Source organism: Mesorhizobium sp. M7A.F.Ca.CA.002.04.1.1, assembly GCF_004022805.1.
Classification (GTDB): Bacteria; Pseudomonadota; Alphaproteobacteria; order Rhizobiales; family Rhizobiaceae; genus Mesorhizobium; species Mesorhizobium ciceri.
Window position 1 is genome coordinate 1 of the sequence record NZ_RZPL01000016.1, and the last position, 19,695, is coordinate 19,695.

The 19,695-nt window shown below is 60.5% G+C and carries 16 protein-coding genes and 1 pseudogene; 5 read left to right on the plus strand and 12 right to left on the minus strand.

The window, feature by feature from the left end:
- Positions 1-70 precede the first annotated feature (70 nt).
- The 5 genes from ENZ75_RS01825 to ENZ75_RS34555 form a co-directional block, all read right to left on the minus strand.
- Positions 71-1,009, minus strand: a complete 939-nt coding sequence (locus ENZ75_RS01825; protein WP_024504313.1) for a peptidylprolyl isomerase — start codon at positions 1,007-1,009, stop codon at positions 71-73.
- A 90-nt stretch (positions 1,010-1,099) separates the two neighbouring features.
- Positions 1,100-3,538 carry an LPS-assembly protein LptD gene (locus ENZ75_RS01830; protein WP_164887709.1) on the minus strand — a complete coding sequence of 813 codons (2,439 nt, stop codon included), beginning with the start codon at positions 3,536-3,538 and terminating at the stop codon, positions 1,100-1,102.
- Positions 3,538-4,623 carry an LPS export ABC transporter permease LptG gene (lptG, locus tag ENZ75_RS01835; protein WP_174299091.1) on the minus strand — a complete coding sequence of 362 codons (1,086 nt, stop codon included), beginning with the start codon at positions 4,621-4,623 and terminating at the stop codon, positions 3,538-3,540. The genes ENZ75_RS01830 and lptG overlap by 1 nt, the downstream gene beginning before the upstream one ends.
- A complete protein-coding gene (lptF, locus tag ENZ75_RS01840) occupies positions 4,620-5,822 on the minus strand; it encodes an LPS export ABC transporter permease LptF (RefSeq protein WP_013532506.1) in 1,203 nt (400 codons plus the stop codon). The genes lptG and lptF overlap by 4 nt, the downstream gene beginning before the upstream one ends.
- 111 nt (positions 5,823-5,933) lie before the next feature.
- Positions 5,934-6,122 (minus strand): hypothetical protein, encoded by a 189-nt coding sequence (locus tag ENZ75_RS34555; protein WP_127289235.1) that lies wholly within the window; start codon positions 6,120-6,122, stop codon positions 5,934-5,936.
- 51 nt (positions 6,123-6,173) lie between these two features.
- Here ENZ75_RS34555 and ENZ75_RS01845 point away from each other — a divergent pair, with 51 nt between their 5' ends.
- Both ENZ75_RS01845 and ENZ75_RS01850 read left to right on the plus strand, forming a co-directional pair.
- Complete coding sequence (locus tag ENZ75_RS01845) at positions 6,174-7,685, plus strand: leucyl aminopeptidase (RefSeq protein ID WP_013532505.1); 1,512 nt, start codon at positions 6,174-6,176, stop codon at positions 7,683-7,685.
- A 28-nt stretch (positions 7,686-7,713) separates the two neighbouring features.
- Positions 7,714-8,163 (plus strand): DNA polymerase III subunit chi, encoded by a 450-nt coding sequence (locus ENZ75_RS01850; protein ID WP_013532504.1) that lies wholly within the window; start codon positions 7,714-7,716, stop codon positions 8,161-8,163.
- A 29-nt stretch (positions 8,164-8,192) separates the two neighbouring features.
- On the opposite strand, the gene ENZ75_RS01855 is transcribed toward ENZ75_RS01850, so the two are convergent.
- Both ENZ75_RS01855 and ENZ75_RS01860 read right to left on the minus strand, forming a co-directional pair.
- Positions 8,193-8,678: a DUF995 domain-containing protein gene (locus tag ENZ75_RS01855; RefSeq protein ID WP_013532503.1), complete on the minus strand. Its 486-nt coding sequence runs from the start codon at positions 8,676-8,678 to the stop codon at positions 8,193-8,195.
- 133 nt (positions 8,679-8,811) lie between these two features.
- On the minus strand, positions 8,812-9,735 hold the full coding sequence (locus ENZ75_RS01860) for a glycoside hydrolase family 26 protein (protein ID WP_013532502.1): 924 nt from the start codon (positions 9,733-9,735) through the stop codon (positions 8,812-8,814).
- A gap of 620 nt (positions 9,736-10,355) precedes the next feature.
- Here ENZ75_RS01860 and ENZ75_RS01865 point away from each other — a divergent pair.
- Positions 10,356-12,218 (plus strand): cellulose synthase catalytic subunit, encoded by a 1,863-nt coding sequence (locus tag ENZ75_RS01865; RefSeq protein ID WP_245481122.1) that lies wholly within the window; start codon positions 10,356-10,358, stop codon positions 12,216-12,218.
- 291 nt (positions 12,219-12,509) lie between these two features.
- Positions 12,510-12,917 carry a hypothetical protein gene (locus tag ENZ75_RS01870; protein WP_013532500.1) on the plus strand — a complete coding sequence of 136 codons (408 nt, stop codon included), beginning with the start codon at positions 12,510-12,512 and terminating at the stop codon, positions 12,915-12,917.
- 159 nt (positions 12,918-13,076) lie between these two features.
- Here the strand turns inward: ENZ75_RS01870 and ENZ75_RS01875 are convergent, their stop codons facing one another.
- From ENZ75_RS01875 to ENZ75_RS01885, 3 genes are all read right to left on the minus strand, one after another.
- Entirely contained in the window at positions 13,077-14,078 is a 1,002-nt protein-coding gene (locus tag ENZ75_RS01875; RefSeq protein ID WP_244514345.1) for a glycosyltransferase family 2 protein, read from the minus strand.
- A gap of 44 nt (positions 14,079-14,122) precedes the next feature.
- Positions 14,123-15,049, minus strand: coding sequence for a lysylphosphatidylglycerol synthase transmembrane domain-containing protein (locus ENZ75_RS01880; RefSeq protein ID WP_013532498.1), 927 nt, complete (start codon positions 15,047-15,049; stop codon positions 14,123-14,125).
- 184 nt (positions 15,050-15,233) lie between these two features.
- Positions 15,234-16,862, minus strand: a complete 1,629-nt coding sequence (locus ENZ75_RS01885; protein ID WP_013532497.1) for a glycosyltransferase family 39 protein — start codon at positions 16,860-16,862, stop codon at positions 15,234-15,236.
- A 211-nt stretch (positions 16,863-17,073) separates the two neighbouring features.
- Here ENZ75_RS01885 and ENZ75_RS01890 point away from each other — a divergent pair, with 211 nt between their 5' ends.
- Positions 17,074-17,691, plus strand: a complete 618-nt coding sequence (locus tag ENZ75_RS01890; protein ID WP_245321910.1) for a DUF995 domain-containing protein — start codon at positions 17,074-17,076, stop codon at positions 17,689-17,691.
- A gap of 678 nt (positions 17,692-18,369) precedes the next feature.
- Here the strand turns inward: ENZ75_RS01890 and galE are convergent.
- Positions 18,370-19,449, minus strand: coding sequence for a UDP-glucose 4-epimerase GalE (gene galE / locus ENZ75_RS01900; RefSeq protein WP_013532494.1), 1,080 nt, complete (start codon positions 19,447-19,449; stop codon positions 18,370-18,372).
- Positions 19,446-19,695 (minus strand): annotated as a pseudogene (locus ENZ75_RS01905) (SDR family NAD-dependent epimerase/dehydratase); the annotation flags it as partial. The pseudogene ENZ75_RS01905 and the gene galE, both read right to left, overlap by 4 nt.

Genomic DNA, 19,695 nt, shown 5'->3' on the forward strand with positions numbered 1-19,695 from the left:
GGCGATCTCCGGCCCAATGCCGGACGGATCGCCGGCGCTCAACGCGAGCGCAGTCACTGCGTTGCCCACGTCAGCGCTTGACGATGCGGGCTTTTGCCTTCAGCTCGTCGACATATTTCTTGCTGAGCGCGTCGGCATCCTTGTCGCCGCCGGAGCCTTCGGCCTGGAACGCCATCTGGGCAACCTTGTCGTCGGACACTTCGCGCGACGAGCAGATGCCGATGAATTCGACGCCGCGTTCGGTTTCGCGCGTGACGGTGGCACCGCCGACTTTGGTAGCTTTGATCTGCTCGGCCCAGTCCGGCGGCAGTTGCGGCGCCAGCACCCGGCCCAGATCGCGAACGGTGACGTCGATCAGGCCCTTGGCGAATTCGCGCGTCGTGTTGCAGCCGTTGAAGCGGGCGCGCATGGCGTCGGCCTCTCGCTTGCGTTTGCCCAGCGTCGCGCTGCGTTCAGCCGCCGGCACCACGAAGATGACCTGCTGCAGCATGTATTCGGTGGCGCTCGGTTTGGCGCCGCCTTTTTCGAGCATCTTCCTGACGAGATCCTGTTCGCTGACGGCGCCGGTGCCGTCGCCGGAACGGTAGCGCGCGCTCAAGGCCTGGTTCCAGGCCATCTGGGCGCGGATGAATTCCTTGAAGTGGCTCTTGGTGACGCCCGACTTCTCCATGACGCCGTCGAGCTGGCTGAGCTGCATCTTGTTGCTCGAGGCAAAGCGCTGGTACGCGGCATCGACCTGGGCGTCGCTGATGCGGATACCAAGCCGCTTGGCCTCGGCCATACGCAGCGTCTGGTCGATCATTTCCTGGCCGGCATCGCCCTTCTTGCGCTGCAGCTTCAGGAAAGCGGCGCGATGGGCGATGTCGCCGGTGGTGACAGGAATGTCGTTGACGACGTATTTGATCTCGCTGGCGAAAGCCGGCGGCGCCATTACGGTGATCGACACGGACGTCGCCGCCACGAGCAACGCGAAACCTGCTGAAAAGAGGTATTTCCTCATCGTTGGCATCCCAATTCTATCCCGGTCCCGCCCAATTTGATCTTTCCAGGTGCGCGAAATCCGTGCCAGCCCTATGCGGCGAAACGATGTCGCCGATTGTTACTGGATCGTGTCGACGGCACTGGTCGACGAGCCGAAATCGCCGAGGGTGCGGAACGACAGATTGAAGCCGATGGTCTGCGACACCTCCCTGGTGTTCAGATCGCGCGACTGCGAGTAGGTCATCAAATAAGTGAAGCAGGAATCGTTGTAGGCGAAGCCGACGCCATCCTTGACCAGCAGGCTCTGCTGCAGGTCGTAGGTTCCTGTGCCGAAGACGCGCCAGTTTTCGGCCAGATGCGTGGATGCACCAAGCGTGACCTCGTGGCGGTCGGTGGTGAAGCCGTACAGCGGCTGGGCCTGGATGAAGGCGTATTTGGCGCTCAGCGACACAGGCAGGCCGGAATAGGCGGCCTTCACCTCGGCGCGGCGGATCTCGAAGCTCTGTTCGTCGAAACGGCCGCTGACCGAGGCCGCGAAGCCGTTGGGGCTGTTGATGCCGAACAGGCCGACATAGTCGGACTTGGTCGTGTCGAGGCCGGAGTTTGCGCCGACATTCACCAAATCCGGCGCGGCGAACGAATTCTCGCCGCCAATCTGATAGGATTGGCCGAAAATGGCATTGGTGCCCCAGCCATTGTTGTAGGAGCCGGAATAGCGGAAGCCGACATTGGCGCGCGAACCGCCTTCGACGCGGTCGTAGCCGGAGAACTTGTCGCGTTCGAACAAGGTGGTCGCATCGAAGACCATGCTTTGGGCGTCTTCGTTAGGCACTGAGAGGCCGCCGACATATTGCTCGTTCGGACGCATGAAGACCTGTGCCATCGGTTCGATGACATGGCTGGACCCGCTGGCCATGGAAAACAGCACCGGCCAACGCATCTCAAGCCCGGCGGTTGCCATGTAACGGGCAAATGACGAGCGCATGTCGTCCTGCTCGCCCAAATGCGTCGCCATTCTGTCGATCGCGTCCAGCGAAGCCGACGACGCGTTGAGGTAGTCGACGTCGCCCTGCAGCGCGAGCAACGGCGTCAGCACCAGCCCGCCATCGGTGACGAAGCTCCGCTTCCACTCGGCCTCGGCGGTGAGACGGCCCGATTCGCCTTCAATGCCGCGGACGCGCTGCGTGGGAGTGAGGGCATTGTAGGGCTCGACGAAGGTCTCATCGACATCGTCGCGGCGGATGACACGCGCGTTGACATTGAGCGATAGCTGGCCGCCGGCCACCGACGCATCAGGAATATAGGCGTAGTCGAGCGACGGCAGCACCCAGGGCTGTTGTCCGCTTCGCGCAGAGGCGTTGTCGTCAGGTGTATCTTCCTGCACATCGAAATGCATGGCGCGCACGTCGAAATAGTTGCGGCCGTTGAGACCCGTCAAGTAGACCGACGACTGGTGGACGCTGCTATTGTACTTTTCGATGCCGTAGGTGTTCGAGAAATTCTTGTCGGTCTGCAGCAGCACGTCCCAGCCGAAGTTCCAGCGTGAGTTGATGGCGAACTGCCCCTGGGTACCCATCATGCCGCGGAATTTGTTGGGATCGCCGGCGCTGCCCGAATTGACGTTGTGGCCAGAGCTGGAGGGGAAGGCAGTGGTGTCGAGGAAAGCGTCGGGATTCTGCTGGTGTATCCCGGCGATCTTCAAGCTGTACTCGCCATTGTTGAAGCGCTGACGCCACTCGGCCTCACCGAGGAAACCCTGCTTGGTATAGCCGGTGCCGGTGACGGTCAGGTCGTAGGTCGGCGCCAATGCAAGATAATAGGGGACGGTCACGCCGACGCCGAGATCGCTCGTGTAGATGATGCTCGGGATCAGGAAGCCGCTCTTGCGCTTCACCGTCGGGTCGGCAATTTCGAATGCAGGCAGATAGGCAAGCGGAAAACCGAAGAACTCGAAATTCGCATTCTCGAAGCGAACCGTCTTCTTCTCGCCGTTCCAGATGATCTTCTTGGCCTTGACGCGCCAGGTCGGCGCTTTGTCCGGCTTATCCTCGCACGGCTCGCAGGCGGTGTAGACGCCATTGTGGAAGGTGGTCAGCACGCCGCCCATGCGTTCGGCGCTTTCGGCGGCGAAATAGGCCTTGTCGATGGTTTCGACCCGCAACGCGTTGACGAAGCCGTCGGCGAAGTCATCGGTGATGTCGATATGCTGCGAATTGATCTTGGTACCGTCGCTGTTGATGACTTCGACGTTACCGCTTGCGACCATTCGCTTGGTGTTGCGGTTGTACTCGACCCGCTGGGCGACAAGGCGATTGCCACCATAGTCGATCTGCACGCCGCCAACGGCGGTCACGGTCTGGTTGTCGTTGTTATAGACCAGCGTGTCGGCCGCCAGCAGCATTTGCGAGCCGGACGGAACCGATGTCGCCATGTCGCCGACGTCCTGCGCAAGCGCCGGTGCCGGAACGGCGTAGGCAAGCACGCACGCCAAGGCGGTCGCCGCATAGAGGCGCGCCAAACCGGCCTGCCTGTTGCTGGGCAAAAACGCCTCCCTCACTAGCCGTCTTCCTTGTATAGCAGGAAAGTCACCCCGAAGAACATAGCCACCATGACCGGTACCCAGGCGGCTACGACAGTCGGCACGAATCCCGCCACGCCGAATGCCTTCACCAGAACCGAAACGACATAAAGCAGAAAGCCAGCGATGATGCCACCCAGAATCATCGTCGCCGACTGCCCCATCCTAGCAAATCGCATTGAAACCGTTGCCGCGATCAGCGTCATGGCGACGAGAAGGAACGGCAACGCCACGAGCGAATCAAACTGCATGGCAAAGGCATTTGCCTTGAGGCCGAAGGAGCGGGCAACCTCGATCTTTCCGGGCAGGTCGTAGAAGGGGATGGTTTCCGGGCGCGCCAGCCGCTCTTGCACGAATTCGGGCTTCAGATTGGTCGGTACGCGATCGGTTGCCGATGCCTGGATCGTGCCGTTCTGGAACGTCTTGACGTCCTGCAATTCCCAATAGCCGTCGCGCAGGAAGGCACGGGCAGCATCCTTGCGCTCGACGATGTTGCCTTGCGGGTCGAGAATGAAGAATACGACATCGGCCATTTCCAGGCCCTGGTTCAGGATGGCCCGCGCACCGATGATGGTGTCCCCCGAACTGGTTTTCTGCCGGATCCAGGGCGCGGCATCGGCCGAGACCGTATTCGATTTGCCGGAACGCAGCTGGGTTTCGATCTGCTCGGACCAGGAGAATGCGTGCGCGGCGAGCGGATTGATGACGCCAACCGACAGGACGCCGAACAGCAAGGCTCCGATACAGCAGGGCAAGAGGAACTGCCAGGCGGAAACACCGGCGGAACGCGCGATGACCAGCTCGTAGCGCCGGTTCAGCGACACCAGCGTCGCCATCGCCGAGAAGAGACCGACGAACGGCACCGTCTGCAGCATGATCATCGGCATGCGGAGGCCTGAAATGGCTACCGCCGTGCCGTAGGTGAAGCCGGGCAGGCCGGTGGTGCGGCCGGACAGCTCGGTGAAATCGATCAGGAACACCAGCGCCAGGAGGCCGATGAAGAACCAGATGGTGATCGTCACGTAGCGGAAGAAGAAATAGCGGCCCAGTGTCCAGCCCATCAGCCGACCCCTTGCCCTGATGTGCCGCGCCTGGACAAACGCAATTTGAAAGCATTCCAGCTGTCAGCGATGCGCGAGGCGAAGTTTGTCATCCAGTCCGCCCAGGTCACGGGCAGTTCCAGTGTCCGGTTCGAGACGATGAACCAGATCGCCACCGCGGAAGCCACGATCGGCACACCATAGACCATATAGGCATATTGCGGGATCTCATCCGCCTTGCTGGCGGCGAAAAAGCCCAGCCAACGCACGAACAGCGATATCGTGATCGCCGTGATCAGCGGATTGACGCGCGCCTCGCGGTGCGAGCGCGCATCCCCGGCGACCGCAAGCGCGATCAGCGCGAAAACCATGGAATAGGTCCATTCCGAGAACCGCTGGTTGACTTCGGCCCGGTATTCGTAGGGGCTCTGCTGATAATACTTGTCGTTGGCGCTCGGGTTGAGCAGGTACTGCGTCGTCTGGTCCTTGGGCAGGAGCGTCACCGCTGAAGCCGCCGCCATGAAGGCCGACATGTCGAAGGCATAGGAGGTGAAGCGGATGACGGAGAGATCGCCGGTCAGCGTTTTGCGATGGATGACGCCGTCATTCATCATCAGCACCTTTTCACCGCCGCGTTCGATGATGCTGCCGGTCTTGGCGTAGTAGACGAGGTTGACGCCTTCTTCGCGCGAATCGGCGACGAAAATGCCGCCCAGCCGATTGTTGGGAAGGCGCTCGCCGACCTGCAGGAACAACCCGTCGTCGATCTTGCGGAAGGTACCTTCCTGGATGATCAGCGACAACAGATCCGCGCGTGACGATGCCACCAGGGCCCGGTTCTTCTGCCGTGCGTAAGGATCGATGCCGTTGTCGACGGCAAAGGAAAAAACGGCTGCGGCGAGCGCCAGCAACATGATCGGCCGCACGATCGTCCAGCGCGAGGCTCCCGCGGCGTTGACGACGGCAAGTTCGGAATCCGAATTCATGACGCTGAGTGTCTGTGCGACCGCCACCACCAGCGCAAAAGGCACTACGATCGGGATGATGGACGGAAGGATGAGGGCGGCGACTTCGAAGAAGGTCAGCGCCGATTGGCCGCTGTCGGTGACCAGATCGATCTTTGCCAGCACCTGCGTCGTCCATACGATCGCCAGCGTCCACACAAGAGCGGCCATGAAGACCACGAAAGCGCGGCGCATGATGTAGCGTTCAACGACCTTCATGAAGGCTTTTCTCGATTTTTTCGAACGGCATCATGCCGCCGAACAAGGTAGCTGTCCGGCAGCGCCTGCACAACTGGCTCATCAGATGGTCTATCCGGGTTCTGTCCCACATCACGCCCCCCGGCTGGGCGGAGTGTCGGCGGGAATGGATAAGAAAGGGCGAACATCGATGGTTAACAACAAGTTGCGGCAAAAAGCGGGGCCGTGCCGCGACGAATCGTCATCGATTCCATAGGTCATATGGGATGCCAATTCGGCAAAGTCTTGCCAAATGCCGGAAAACGACCAAATGTCGCGCATCGTTTCGAACCGCTTCCCCAAAAGTCGCGCATTCCCTGAAAGCAGGACATGATGAATCAAAGACCGTCGATCGCCTTCGCCAAATTTTCCGGGTCCCAGAGCGGGGTGAACAAGAAGGGCACGGTCTTCGTGCTCGCGGCGGATGAGGGCGGCCTGAGCGACGTCGCCAAGCCCAGTGATCCCGGCAAGACACTGGAGCGGGCTTTTCCCGTGGCTGAGTTCACCGGCAAGTTCGCCAGCACGGTGGAAGTTCTGGCCCCGCAGGGAGCGTCGCTCGACAGACTGGTGGCGATAGGCACCGGCAAGGTGTCGGGACTGGACGAATATGCGTGGTTGAAGCTTGGCGGCACCGTTGCCGCGTCGCTGCGCAAGGCGACCGAGGTAGCGGTAGTCCTCGATGTGGTCGGCGCCTCGCCGAGCGCGAAGGACGCGGCAAGCCTTGCCGCGGGCATTCTCCTGCGCAGCTATTCCTTCGACAAGTACAAGACCAGGAAGGATAAGGACGACGGCAAGGCAGAGCCGAAGAAGCCGGTCAAGGTGACCATCCATACCGCCGATCCGGCCGCTGCGAAGAAGGCCTTCGCCGATGCCGAGGCGGTGATCGACGGCGTCCTTCTGGCGCGCGACCTCGTCAACGAACCGGCAAACGTGCTTGGGCCGGTCGAGTTCGCTGCCCGCGCCAAGGAACTCGAGGCACTCGGCGTCAAGGTCGAGATATTGGCTGAGAAGGAAATGAAGAAGCTCGGCATGGGCTCGCTGCTCGGTGTCGCGCAAGGCTCGCCACGCGGCGCCCGCATGGCGATCATGCAGTGGAACGGCGGCAAGCCGAAGGACAGCCCGATCGCCTTCGTCGGCAAGGGCGTCACTTTCGACACCGGCGGCAATTCCATAAAGCCGGCCTCGGGCATGGAGGATATGAAGGGCGACATGGGCGGTGCCGCCGCCGTTACCGGCCTGATGCATGCGCTGGCGGCCCGCAAGGCGAAAGCCAATGTCGTCGGTATCATCGGACTGGTCGAAAATGCGGTCGACGGTCATGCCCAGCGTCCCGGTGATATAGTCACTTCGATGTCGGGCCAGACCATCGAGGTGCTCAATACCGACGCCGAGGGCCGCCTCGTGCTGGCCGATGCGTTGTGGTACTGCAACGACCGCTTCCAGCCGAAATTCATGGTCAATCTGGCGACGCTGACCGGCGCCATCATGGTGGCGCTCGGCCAACATTATGCCGGCCTGTTTTCCAACAATGACGAACTGGCCGAAAAATTGTCGGTGGCGGGGCAGGCGACTCAGGAACGGCTGTGGCGCATGCCGCTCGGCGCCGAATACGACAAGCTGATCGATTCCAAGAACGCCGACATGAAGAACATCGGCGGCCGTTTTGGCGGCGCCACCATCGCGGCGCAGTTTCTGCAGCGCTTCGTCAAGGACACGCCATGGGCTCATCTCGACATAGCCGGCACGGCGATGGGGGCGCCGTCGAACGAGATCAACCAGTCGTGGGGTTCCGGTTTCGGCGTCAGGCTGCTCGACCGGCTGGTGCGCGATAACTATGAGCAGTGAACGGGTTCGATCACTATAGGCTGAAGCGATGGCCGACGTTCTGTTCTACCACCTGACCGAATCGACGCTGGAGGATGCGCTGCCAGGCCTCCTGGAGCGCAGCGTCGACCGTGGCTGGCGCGCCGTGGTGCAGACAGGCACCGAGGAACGCCGCGATGCGCTCGACCAGCATCTTTGGACCTTCCGCGACGATTCGTTCCTGGCGCACGCAACCGATCGTGAAGCTCATCCCGGCGAACAGCCGATTCTGTTGACCACCGGCGACGGCAATCCCAACGACGCCAAGATAAGGTTCCTGGTCGACGGCGCGGTGCCGCCTGACCTTGGCGGCTACGAGCGCGCGGTGTTCCTGTTCGATGGCCACGATGCCGCCCAGCTCGAGGCGGCGCGAGGACACTGGAAGGTGATGAAGAGCGCTGGCCACGACGTCACCTACTGGCAACAGACGCCAGATCGCCGCTGGGAGCGCAAGGCGTAGACCAGCCGCTTGTGGCGGATGACTCGATCCTACAGTCTTGCCTTGATCCGGTTCTGTTTCCGGGTGACGTAGTCGCCGTGTTTCAATCTCTTGAAAACATACCAGTCGCCATCCGGAGCCTTGCGCTGGTAGATTACTTTGCCAGCCTGGCGGTGCTCGAAGCAGGTCATCGAGCCCTTCACGCCCCAGGAACCGTGCCATTGCGCACGCCAGCACAGCTTGCCGCCGCCGGGAATGAACCACATGCCGTCGCCATAGCCCGACTTGCCTTTGTCGTGGGTCCAGGACTCGAACTGTCTCTGCTTGACGGCAAAGAAGCCGGCGCCCTTCTTGCCCCACAGCCACGAATGGTTCTGATAGATCTGGTAGACGCCTTCGTCAGGAACCGCTGTGGCCTCTTGAGCCTGCTCGGCGATTTTCATCGCCGTCTTGGCTGTCGCAGGAGCCTGGAAGGCAAGAACAAGAACGGAGCAGGCGAATGCCGCTCCAAGATAATTTCCCACTACCCGCTTCACGAAACTTCTCCACAGACTGATTTACGCCACGCCTCAATCCTCATCCCGAACCGCTGGTTCGGGATGGATCACGATCAAACAAGGAGATTGGAAGTCGATCCCGATCGCGTCGGGGTCGATCAGCACGATGCGTCTACGGCAGGACGTGCTGGGTCACCCTCCAGTCGGGCAGACCATAGCCACCCAGCCACGGCCACACTTCCTTCTGGTTGAAGTAGACAACCGAAGTCAGCGCCGGGAACTCCGCGTAGGATTTGCGGGAATCTTCCTGCCATTTCGAGACATAGTCCTGCTTCCCGACATAGCCGAGTTCCGCAACGATGATCGGCTTGTTGAACACTGCAACGCGGTCATAGCCGGGCTTCAGCAGCTCAGCGAAGGTGCGGTCGCGGCCGGTCTCGTCATCATCTTTTTTCTGCAGACCGAACACCGACAGGCCGATGACGTCGACATAGTCGTCGCCGGGGTAGTATTTTTCCAAACCCTCTTCGCCTTTGGGCGACCACATGTACTTGGCTGCGGGGGCAGCCTTGCGGCAGATGTCGACTTCGCGCTTGTAAGCGGAGATCCAGTCCTTGGGAGCCCAGTTGGCCCAGGTGAAGCGGCCGTTCTTGTCTTCCATTTCCTGCGCCCAGCGAATGGTCACCGGGCTCTTCATCTGTCCCACCAGGTCGCAGATCGCCTGCATGTTGGCGTCATATTTGCCGCTCAAAATGCCGTCGCGCAATTCGGGCGGGGTGATGCGCCAGTCCTTGGACCAGGTCCACGGCTCAACCGTGATCAGCAGCGAACGGCCGCGCTGCAGCGCATAGGCGTCGGCGAGTGGCAGCGTCGACAGATCGACGTCTTCCCAGGGCAGGAACAGCTCTTCGATGCTGGCGCTCTTGTCGGCGCTGAAGTCGCCGTAGGGATCGTAGGATCCGAACGCCGAGGCGGCGCTGCTCGTCTGGACGGGGTCCGTCGCGGCTACTGAGCCAGCGCCTCCTGCCGTGGGGAACGCGGCGCTTCCGCCCAATGCCAGCGCGATTGCAAGTGCTTTTACTGTGGAGTGTTTCATGTCGATCTCCCATGGCCCCAACCTCTTGCGGAAGTTAAGGCTTCGCCCGTGCGCATCGATGCTTGATCGACACGATTACCCAAAACCGATCGGCTCTATTTGGCAGAATCTGCGGGATTTCGGAGCGACCCGTTGGCGGATGTGCGAAACCTGACACAGAGCCACCCAAAAAATTATCTCTCAAGGCCCTATACAGGGGGCGCTCGAGAGAAAGTTCGCCGCGATACTCACAAATTCGCGTCAATATCCCGATATATCATCCCTGGCTAATTTAAGAGCCGGTCGCGACCAAGAGTCAAGTGCAATTAACGGTTGCTTAACCATGTGCGCGCGACATGGTTAACGCTGCTCTCAAAGTTCGATCCTTGCCGGACAGCTTTGGCCCATCGGCGAATTCTCCAGCGCTGAAAAATTTGCGGCTCATCGTTCACGTGCTGGTCGGTGGAAACTGTTCCACCGGACTATCCTTAACCAGTTCTGAAGAACCGTAGTTAAGAAATAACTAATTTAGTTGACTCTAAGGATGCCTGAGCGGATTCTGCTGCTGGGTTAGGCTCATCGGCCGTCGTTTGGCTGATGCTCGGGTGGCGGCAGTAAAGTGTATGAGTGTTTCCGCGGACGTGGGGATCATCGGCAGTAAGACCATGCCGAAACGGGGGCGTGGGGCAGCTCCGGGCAAGGCGGCGGAGAAGCCTCCTTTTCTGGTGCCCGTGCTGTCGGCCGCCCAGAAGCGGATCTGGAAGCTAGGACTTGCCTGCTGGTCGGTAACGTTCGGATTTTTCTGGTTCTGGTGGCTGCAGCCCGGGCACATCGAACACGTTATCCCATACATGCTGGCGACATTGACGCTCGTATGGCTGACATTCATGCCGATGTATTTTCTCTTGAACGTGCATGCGATGAAAAAGCCGTCCAGGCTTCACACGATCCCGAAGCATTCGCGTGTCGCGATGGTGGTGACCAAGGCTCCGTCAGAGCCGTTTTCCGTGGTTGCGCGAACCCTCGAGGCAATGCTGGCGCAGGACTGTCCGCATGATACCTGGCTGGCCGACGAGGACCCGTCCGAGGAAACGATTGCCTGGTGCGATGCCCATAACGTCATGATTTCGACGCGGCGCGGGCGGGAAGATTATCACCGCAAGGTGTGGCCCCGCCGGACGCGCTGCAAAGAGGGAAACCTGGCCTTCTTCTACGACCACTATGGTTATGAACGCTATCACTTCGTCGCTCAGATGGACGCGGACCACGTCCCGACACCAACCTATCTCAGGGAAATCCTGGTTGCCTTTGCCGACCCGGCGGTTGGCTATGTATCGGCGCCGAGCATATGCGACAACAATGCCGCTGAAAGCTGGTCGGCACGCGGCCGGCTGTTCCCGGAAGGGATGTTCCACGGACCTTTGCAGTCCGGCCACACGGGCGACGGAACGCCGCTCTGCATCGGCTCGCACTATGCCGTGAGAACCGCAGCGCTCAAGCAGGTCGGCGGCCTTGGCCCGGAACTGGCCGAAGATCACTCGACGTCCATGCTGTTCATTGCGGCTGGTTGGCGCGGTGTGCATGCCATAGACGCCATTGCCCATGGCGACGGCCCGCAAACCTTTGCCGATCTTGTCACGCAAGAGTTCCAGTGGTCGCGGAGCCTGATGACGATCATGCTCGAATACTCGCCCATATACCTTTCCAAGGTATCGCCACGGCTGAAATTCCAGTTCCTGTTCCGCCAGCTCTGGTATCCGCTTTTCGCCGTATTTTCGCTTCTCATGTACATCATGCCGATATACGCACTTATTACGGGTCAGAATTTCGCCAATGTGACGTATATTGACTTCCTTCTATACTATGCGCCGAACTCGATTTCGCTGATTGTGCTGGTGATGCTGTTGAAGTCCTTCGGGCTGTCGCGCCCACTGACCGCCAAGACGATCAGTTGGGAGGGAATGTTGTTCTCATTCTTCGCTCGTTGGCCGTGGGTGCTGGCGGGCACGCTGTCGTCGATCCGCGATTATCTGACCAAGTCGTTCGTCGATTTTCGCGTTACCCCCAAGGGCAGCGGCCCGAAAAACCTGCTGCCTGCCCGCGTTATTGTTCCCTATGTGGTGCTTGCAATGGGAGCTTCGCTGCCGGTCCTTCTTGTAGACCGCGCCTCGGACGCCACCGGCTTCTACTGGTTCGCTGCCTTCAATGCGTTCGTCTACGGATTGCTTGTGGTCGTGATCATCACCAGGCACCTCGTGGAGAACAAAATTTCGTTGCGTTGCAATGCCGCGAAACTCACCTTGCAGGCCTCGCTCGCTGGCGTTGCGCTCTTCGTCCCGGGCGCCGCGTTCTGTGACCGCGGCCTGGAAGGCATATATGGGCTCCAGCAGGGGGCAGGCGGTATGCGCATCGTCAGCGTGGCCTACCCGGTTTCCGGAGCCGGGCGCGGCGGGAGCGGAACCCGCACATTCCATCTTGACCCCGCCTGGAATCCGCCACGCTGACGCCGACAGGCGTCCGTGCGCAAACAACTCCCCTGAACCGCATTTGCCTTGATAGCCGGCCGGCAAGCTGTGGCAGGACCAGGCACGAGCCCAAAAGGTCAAATTTTAATAATATCCGGTCGAGTGCCGAAAGACCGCGCTCATCATATCGTTTGCATGATATTTAATAAGTCTCCCCTAATATACAGCCCATGATGTGAGTGGCGATGGGTCACTCGCGTGGTGCGGAAAGCAAATAAGAGCAATATATCTCCGCGCTCCAGCGACTTGTATTTCATGGCAGGGATAGCGATGAACAAAATAATGGAAAGAGGGGCAAGGCTCGGCAAGAAACATGCCTGTGCATTTGCCGCGGTTGCATTGATCTCGATGATGTCCGGTTGCCAAAGCATGGATGCCACCAAGACGAGCTCGATCGGCACCAAGCCCGTGGTTCATTCGCTTGGCCAGAGGGTGCACTACGCCAAGGACAAGCGGCTGCATCTGATCAACCGCAAACCGCTCACCAAGATGACCAACGTGACGCGTACGAGGGAGGAGGCCTATGCGGCCTTCGTGCGGCCGCAGCGGGTCGGCAGGCCGGCGACGGTGAAGGTCTCCTACAGTCTGGGCAATGGCGGCCCGCTCCTGGGTCATTCGCCCTGGATATGTGGTCCGAGCGGTTTCGGCCAGCGCGCCAGCTGCCGTTCGCGTTACTAAGCCATCAGACCTGAAGCGCGGCCGATTTGACTGCTGCCGGGTCTTTGCCGGGGGGCGCGAGTGGAGGGCGGGAGGTTTGCGCAGACGTTGCGCTTTGCCTCTTGCCCTCCAACCGCCATGCGTTCGTTAGGCGCGGACCTCCGTGGCATTCCGATCAGGTCACGATGCTCGGCCCGGGGCGTGCCAGCCGTCATTGTCGCCGCCCGGCGGCCGTGGCCGCGCGACATAGGCCGATGCTCCGTTCGCCTCGTGATAGACGCGTGCCAGCATTTCCGCCAGCACGCCCGACGTCACCATCTGCACCCCGGCGATGAGCATGAAGAAGCCGGTGAACAGCATCGGGCGTGTTCCGATGTCTTCGGCGAAAAACAGCTTCAGGCAAAGCAGGTAGGCAAGGATCAGCGAACCCAGCGCGCCAAGCACGATGCCGATGCCGCCGAAGAAATGTCCCGGCCGTGTGCGATAGCGCATGAAGAAGTACATGAACACCAGATCGAGCACGACCCTGAAGGTGCGCGAAATGCCGTATTTGGACTGGCCGTGGATGCGGGCATGGTGCGTCACCACCTCCTGCGCGATGCGTCTGGGGGTCGTCACCGTGGCCAGCCATGCCGGGATGAAGCGGTGCATCTCGCCATAGAGCTTGACGCTGCGGATGACGTTGCCGCGATAGACCTTGAGGCTGCAGCCATAATCCTTGAGGCGCACGCCGGTGACGCGCGCGATCAGCGCGTTGGCGATGCGCGAGGGCAGCCTGCGCATGAAAAAACCTTCCTGGCGGTCCTTACGCCAGCCGACCACCAGGTCGAGATCCTCGCTCAGCAGGCGATAGACCATGCGGGGGATGTCGTAGGGATCATTTTGCAGGTCGCCGTCGATCGTGGCGATGACGTCGCCGCGCGCCGCGTCGATGCCGGCCTGCATCGCGGCGGTCTGCTTGTAGTTGCGCACCAGTTCGACCGCATGCACATGCGAGCCGTAATGCGCTGCAAGGCGCCTGATCTCGCTCACCGTCGCGTCGGTGCTGCCGTCATCGACCAGCACGACCTCCCAGGGCTGGTCGTAGCGTTCCATCGCCTGGTGGATCCGTGCCAGCAGCGGCTCGACGTTTTCGGCCTCGTTGTACATGGGGACGACGATGGACAGCGTATGGTTCGGCATTACCGCGCCGTCAGGCAGTCCCGAAGCAGGGATGGGCAATACGTTCATTGGGATGGCTTCCTTGCAGGTCCGACAGCCGGATTTCCCGGCAGCGTCGATTTCGAGGGAAACAGCCAGGCGATCGCACCCGTGGCGATTGCCGAGCAGAAGATGAACAGGTGCAGCGCCAGCGCCGCCTGCAAGCCATTCTTCATCGTGATTCCGGAGGTGAGCAGCGCCGCCGCTGCTCCCGCTTCATAGGTGCCGAAGCCGGCGACGCCTTGCACCGGCAGTATGGCGGCTCCTTCGGCCCCAACGACGCCTGGAAAGGCGGTCGAAAAGGATGTCCCCAGCAGCATTGCCAACAACCATCCCTGCACAGTGAGCTTCAGCGACCAGTTCGCGATCGTCCACCACCAGCCATAGCGCGAGCGTCCGGTTGCTTCGGTGAACACATCTCGGAGCTTGCCGAGCTTCGCCACGATCTTGCCGCGGCCGGCCCAGTCATGCGGTGCACGCGCCCAGCGCGGCAGGTACCAGGCGGCGACGATCAAGACGGCCCCGCCCGCAATCCTAATCGCCGGATGCAGGCCCGGCCACACCGCCAGGGCGAGCACGCCGACGACGAAAGCGTCCTGCAGTCTGAACCACAGCAGTGAGGCGCTGGCGCGCATGATCGGTATGCCGAAGACCTGGCGCAGGAGCAGGGGAAAGGCCGTCTCGCCGCCGCGAAAGGGCACGACGTTGATCATCGCATTGTGGATCAGAATGACGCGCAGGCAGGCGCCGAAGCGGCCATGCACCTCGTCGCGGAACTCGTCGCAGACGCGCAGCGCACGCAAGACATAGGTGGCGAAGAACGCGATCGTCGCCACGGCGAAGGTGCCGGGCGTGATGCGGGCAAAGGCGTCGCCGACCATGCGCCAGCGCGAGTCGCTGGCGAGCCAGGCCAGCAGGGCCAGCGTCACAATGATCGAAATCGCTCGTTTCAACAATTCCTCCGGTCGCAACCGTCGAATTCCGCCAGCCGTAGAGATATTTGACCTTGCTGGCCGGCTTGTCTCGCTTAGCTTGCTGCGTTGGGCAGGCGAGGGCGGGTCGGCAAGGTCGCTGACCGTCGCCGGATTTCCAACGTTTGCCTGATCCCCAGCCCATAAGCCCAACGGCCTGACCAGATCAAGGCCGGCTGATTTCATAAATCAGGAGGTTGTCCGAATCCAGCCGCTTGGTCCCGATCTTGTTGAGATAGTCGATCACCCCGTCATGATGCTCGATGAACGGCCGTTTCTGACTGTCTTCGGCATCCTTTGCCACGCCGAACCAATCCGCGCCTTGCGTGCGAAGTTCCTCAAGCTGTGCTATCGCGATGGCATCGTCCTCGACGAACCTGGACCACTCCACGTCGCCGCCACCAGGCGGAAACACCCACCCGCGCGCCCTGCTGTAATAGACTGCGACGGGATCTCCCACCTCCGGAGCGATGGCCACGACAAGATCGCCAGGTTGGGCCCTGCGCGCCAGCTCGTCGCCAAGCAACTTTCCATTCATGGCGAAGGGCGCCTTCATCGTCCGGACGAGGGGAAAAGTCGACCAGACAAGCATAGCGGCCACGATGCAAATCGACCGCAGAATTATCCCAGGAGACGGAACGGTTTTGGCTCCAAGCGTCGCCAGGACGACCGCGCCACGGCCGCAAAACATCGCAAATGGCACATGGAATATATGATAGTTCCATGGATTGGTCGTGATCTCACGTGCCGCAGCGAGATAAACAACAGAGGCCGCTGCAAGCCATATGAAAGGTATGGCCGAAAGAGCGCGTTCTTTCGATTCCGCGACTGGCTGGGGCGGTATCCAGAATCCGACCGCCATCAAAATCATGAACGGATAGCCATAAAACCACCAGACCGACGTGTTCCAAACAGATTTGAAATAGAAATCGTTGCTGAAAAACGTCCAGAATCCAGAATCCCAGATGTATCCGCTGCCCGCGACATGAAAGGGCGGATAGGTTCGCCCGAGATAAATGGCCCAGCTGTAGTAGGCGCCGATGACGAACAGGCTGACCAGTCCGCTTATGAATACTTTGGCCGCATGCTTTCGCCGATTTTGCAAAAGCCAGCAAACCATCAGATAGAATATGACGCCTCCAGCAGCCAAACCCGGTGGTTTTGCAAGCACACCGAGGGAAAAGCTGGCTGTGGCGAAAGGGAGCAGCCACGCGCTGCCTCCCGTCCAGTATTTCGTGAAAAGCCAGACGCCCAAGGTTACCAGAGCCAGCATCGAGGGGTCGGGAAGAAACGAGCTGTCGATCATGATCGCCGCCGGCATCAGCGCATAGGCAAGTGCCGCGGCGTGGGCGTGCGTCTCGCCCCAGCATAGCGCCGTTAATCTGTGCAGTGAAAACACCGTCACCAAGCCGAAAAGGGCCGCAATCATGCGGCCGAACCAGTCGTGCCAGCCAAAGAGTTGGTAGAGTATGGCGGTCAGATAGCTGACGATCTGGAACTCGCGGCCCTGATAGCTTGGCCCGGGCCCGGTCCAGCTGACCTCGGGGAAGAAGATGTTCCAGCTGCGCTGCTGGAAATTGTCGGCCATCATCGCGGTACTTGTTTCGCGCCAGCTGAAGGCATCGACCAGCGGCAAGGTTATGTTGTGGAACCTGAACAGGATCGCAATGAACAGTATCCCCAGCAAGATCGCCATGTTGGGGCTCACGGTGTTGCGAGCAGTCGTTTCCCGGACGGTCGACTGCTGCCGGTATTGCTGACCTTCGGCCTGGTTCAATTCCGGGTCGCCCGCCATTTGAAACCGCGTCCTCCCTGACGTCTGCGGATGTTGCTTTTGAGTGCGATTGTCAGAGTTGGCAGAGCATATGACACATTTCTTAATTTTGACGACAGCGGGATGCGCACATCTGGAACGGTTGTTGTCCGTCCGCTCGCAAAGGTTGACATCACCGTTCTCGCGACTGTTAAATAGTTCATACGGCTGTCAGAGCGATGATAGTGCTACCTTGGGCAAAACGGGCATGCGAACGCCAATTGTACTGACAGCTCTGACCGGATTGCCACCGCATGGTGTCGACGGTCGACGCAAACATTGTCGGTTCGCAACTTGTATGCAACTCATGTTTCTCCTGGCCCTCTGCGGCCAGACGGCGCTTTCGGGAACGGCGCATGCGGCTGCCGCCAAAGACGGCAGACCAGCGGGAACGGTCATCGCACCGGCTCCAACTGCCTACGAGCTGCAGCTTCTTTATGCCGACCGCACATGGATATGGAAAAACGGCGCGGCCTTTTTCGCGCAGGACAATCGACGTCTCCAGGCCTGGACGTCCGGGCAGGACACCACGTCTGTCGCGGAGGGTAGATGGCTGGTGACCAAGGATGGCAAGATGTGCATGGAGCTCGCCTGGCGATCGAAAGGTTACACCGGCGAGCAGCACCGCACCTGCTACAGCCACCGCATTCAGGGCCTGAATATCGAGCAACGCAAGGATCCGGACGGGGAATGGTACGGTTTCAAGCGATCTCCCGAGGATCCTTCCGACGAATACAAGAAATTCGAAGCAGGCGACACCAAGGGCGCGCAGTTCGAAGTGACCCGCAAGCTGGTCGATGCCAAAAAGTAGGCCGCGCTTCCGGCCGCGCTGAGATGGCCGGGCTGTTCTTCCCGTGCGCCTGTCGTGGAACCCGCGAATCGCTTATGGTTGAGTGGCTCGGCAGGCGCTCGGCGCGCCGAGCGCATTTAGTCGCATTCAACTGCATCGCCTGGACGACAAGACGATGGCCTGCCATACGGTTTTGATGAAATTTAATAATTAGTGATATCTAATATAACGTGTGATGTGCGAGTGGTCACTCATGCGGCGTGGAAGCGGCCCAAGTATAGTATGTCGCAATGCGCCCCTGGCTTATACTTGATAGCAAGGGACAGAGGATGAGAAATTCCGCGAGCGTATTTCGCTCAAGCAAGAATGTCGTATCTATTGCCGCGGCTGTGGCGCTGAGCTCTATGGTTGCAGGTTGTCAAGGTATGGACGCAACTGAAACCGGTTCGGTCCTTATCAGGCCCATCGTCCACCCGGTCCGCAGTCAGCCCTCGGTCCAGCCCGTGCAGGCCAGATTTCTCGTGCGCTCGCTCCGGGCCGACCTTCCGATCCAGATGACAAGCACAATAGGGACCGAAAGTGCCTACGCCTTTGCACCGCCGCAACGGATCAAAGCCAGCACGCCGGCGCCGGTGAACATCTCGTTCAATCCGGGCGATGGCAGCACGTTCTCGGGCGGCTCGCCTTATATCTGCAGCCCTAGCGGATTTGGCCAGCGCGCGAACTGTCACCCCCGCTATCTCTGACCCGTCGGGCGACGACCGGCGCTGCCGCCCTCACTGGCGGCAGTTTCATGGGCCTGGTCTTCAGTCCGAAAAAGGGAGCGGCCGTCCTGACAATCGTATCGATGTCTGAAAGCTCCGGCACAAAGCCAAGATGTTCGCGTGCGCTTCCCGGGTCGGCGTAGAGCTCCGCCGGATCTCCGGCGCGTCGGCTCCTGAACACTGCCGGAACCGGCCTCGACGTGATTCGGCCGACCGCCTTGACAATCTCCTTGATGGAGACGCCCCGCCCTGTGCCGAGATTGACCGCAAGGCTTCGCCCGCCACCCTCGATATGCATGAGCGCTTTCAGGTGGGCGCGGGCCAGATCGGTGACGTGGATATAATCCCTTACGCAAGTGCCGTCCGACGTGTCGTAGTCGGTGCCGAAAACCTCGATCGCGTCGATGATGCCCGATGCGGCCATGAGCACTCTGGGAACCAGATGGGTTTCCGGCGAATGCCACTCACCGAGCTCGCCATCGGGATCGGCGCCACAAGCGTTGAAATAGCGCAGGATCGCAAATTTCATTCCGTACGCGGACGCATAGTCGCCGATGATCTGTTCACCCATCAGCTTGGTGCGCCCATAGGGGCTGATCGGATTTTGCGAGGAGGTCTCGCGAACCGGCAACGCCTCCGGCACGCCGTAGGTCGCACAGCTGCTGGAGAAGATGATGTTTTCGATCGAACTCGCGCGTGCGGCATCGAGCACCGCGATGGTGCCTGTCACATTGGTCGAATAATATTCGGCCGGCTCGCGAACGGACTCTCCGACATAGGCCAGCGCAGCAAAATGGATCACGGCCGTCGGCCGGTGCGTTTCCATCGCCCGCCGCAGTGCATCCCGATCCCGGATATCGCCGACGACAAGCGGCCCCCAGGCGACGGATCTCTCATTGCCGCGGCTCAGATTGTCGAAAACCACCGGCATGTAGCCGGCGGCGGCCAACTGCTTGCAGGTGTGGCTGCCGATGAAGCCGGCTCCACCCGTCACCAGGACCGCCGGCCGGCTCATGAAGCAGCAGCTCCTCTGGCGATGTGACTTCCGTAGAGCAGGGTATCAAAATACTCGACGGTACGCGCGAGCCCCTGGCTCAAGCTGATTTTCGGCTCCCAGCCGAGATTGGCCCTGGCAAAGGAGATGTCCGGCTTGCGTTGCCTGGGATCGTCGACGGGCAGCGGCCGATGCACGATCTTCGATCGGGCGTTGGTGTAATCGACGACCAGCGTCGCCAGTTCCATGATGGTGAATTCGGCCTGT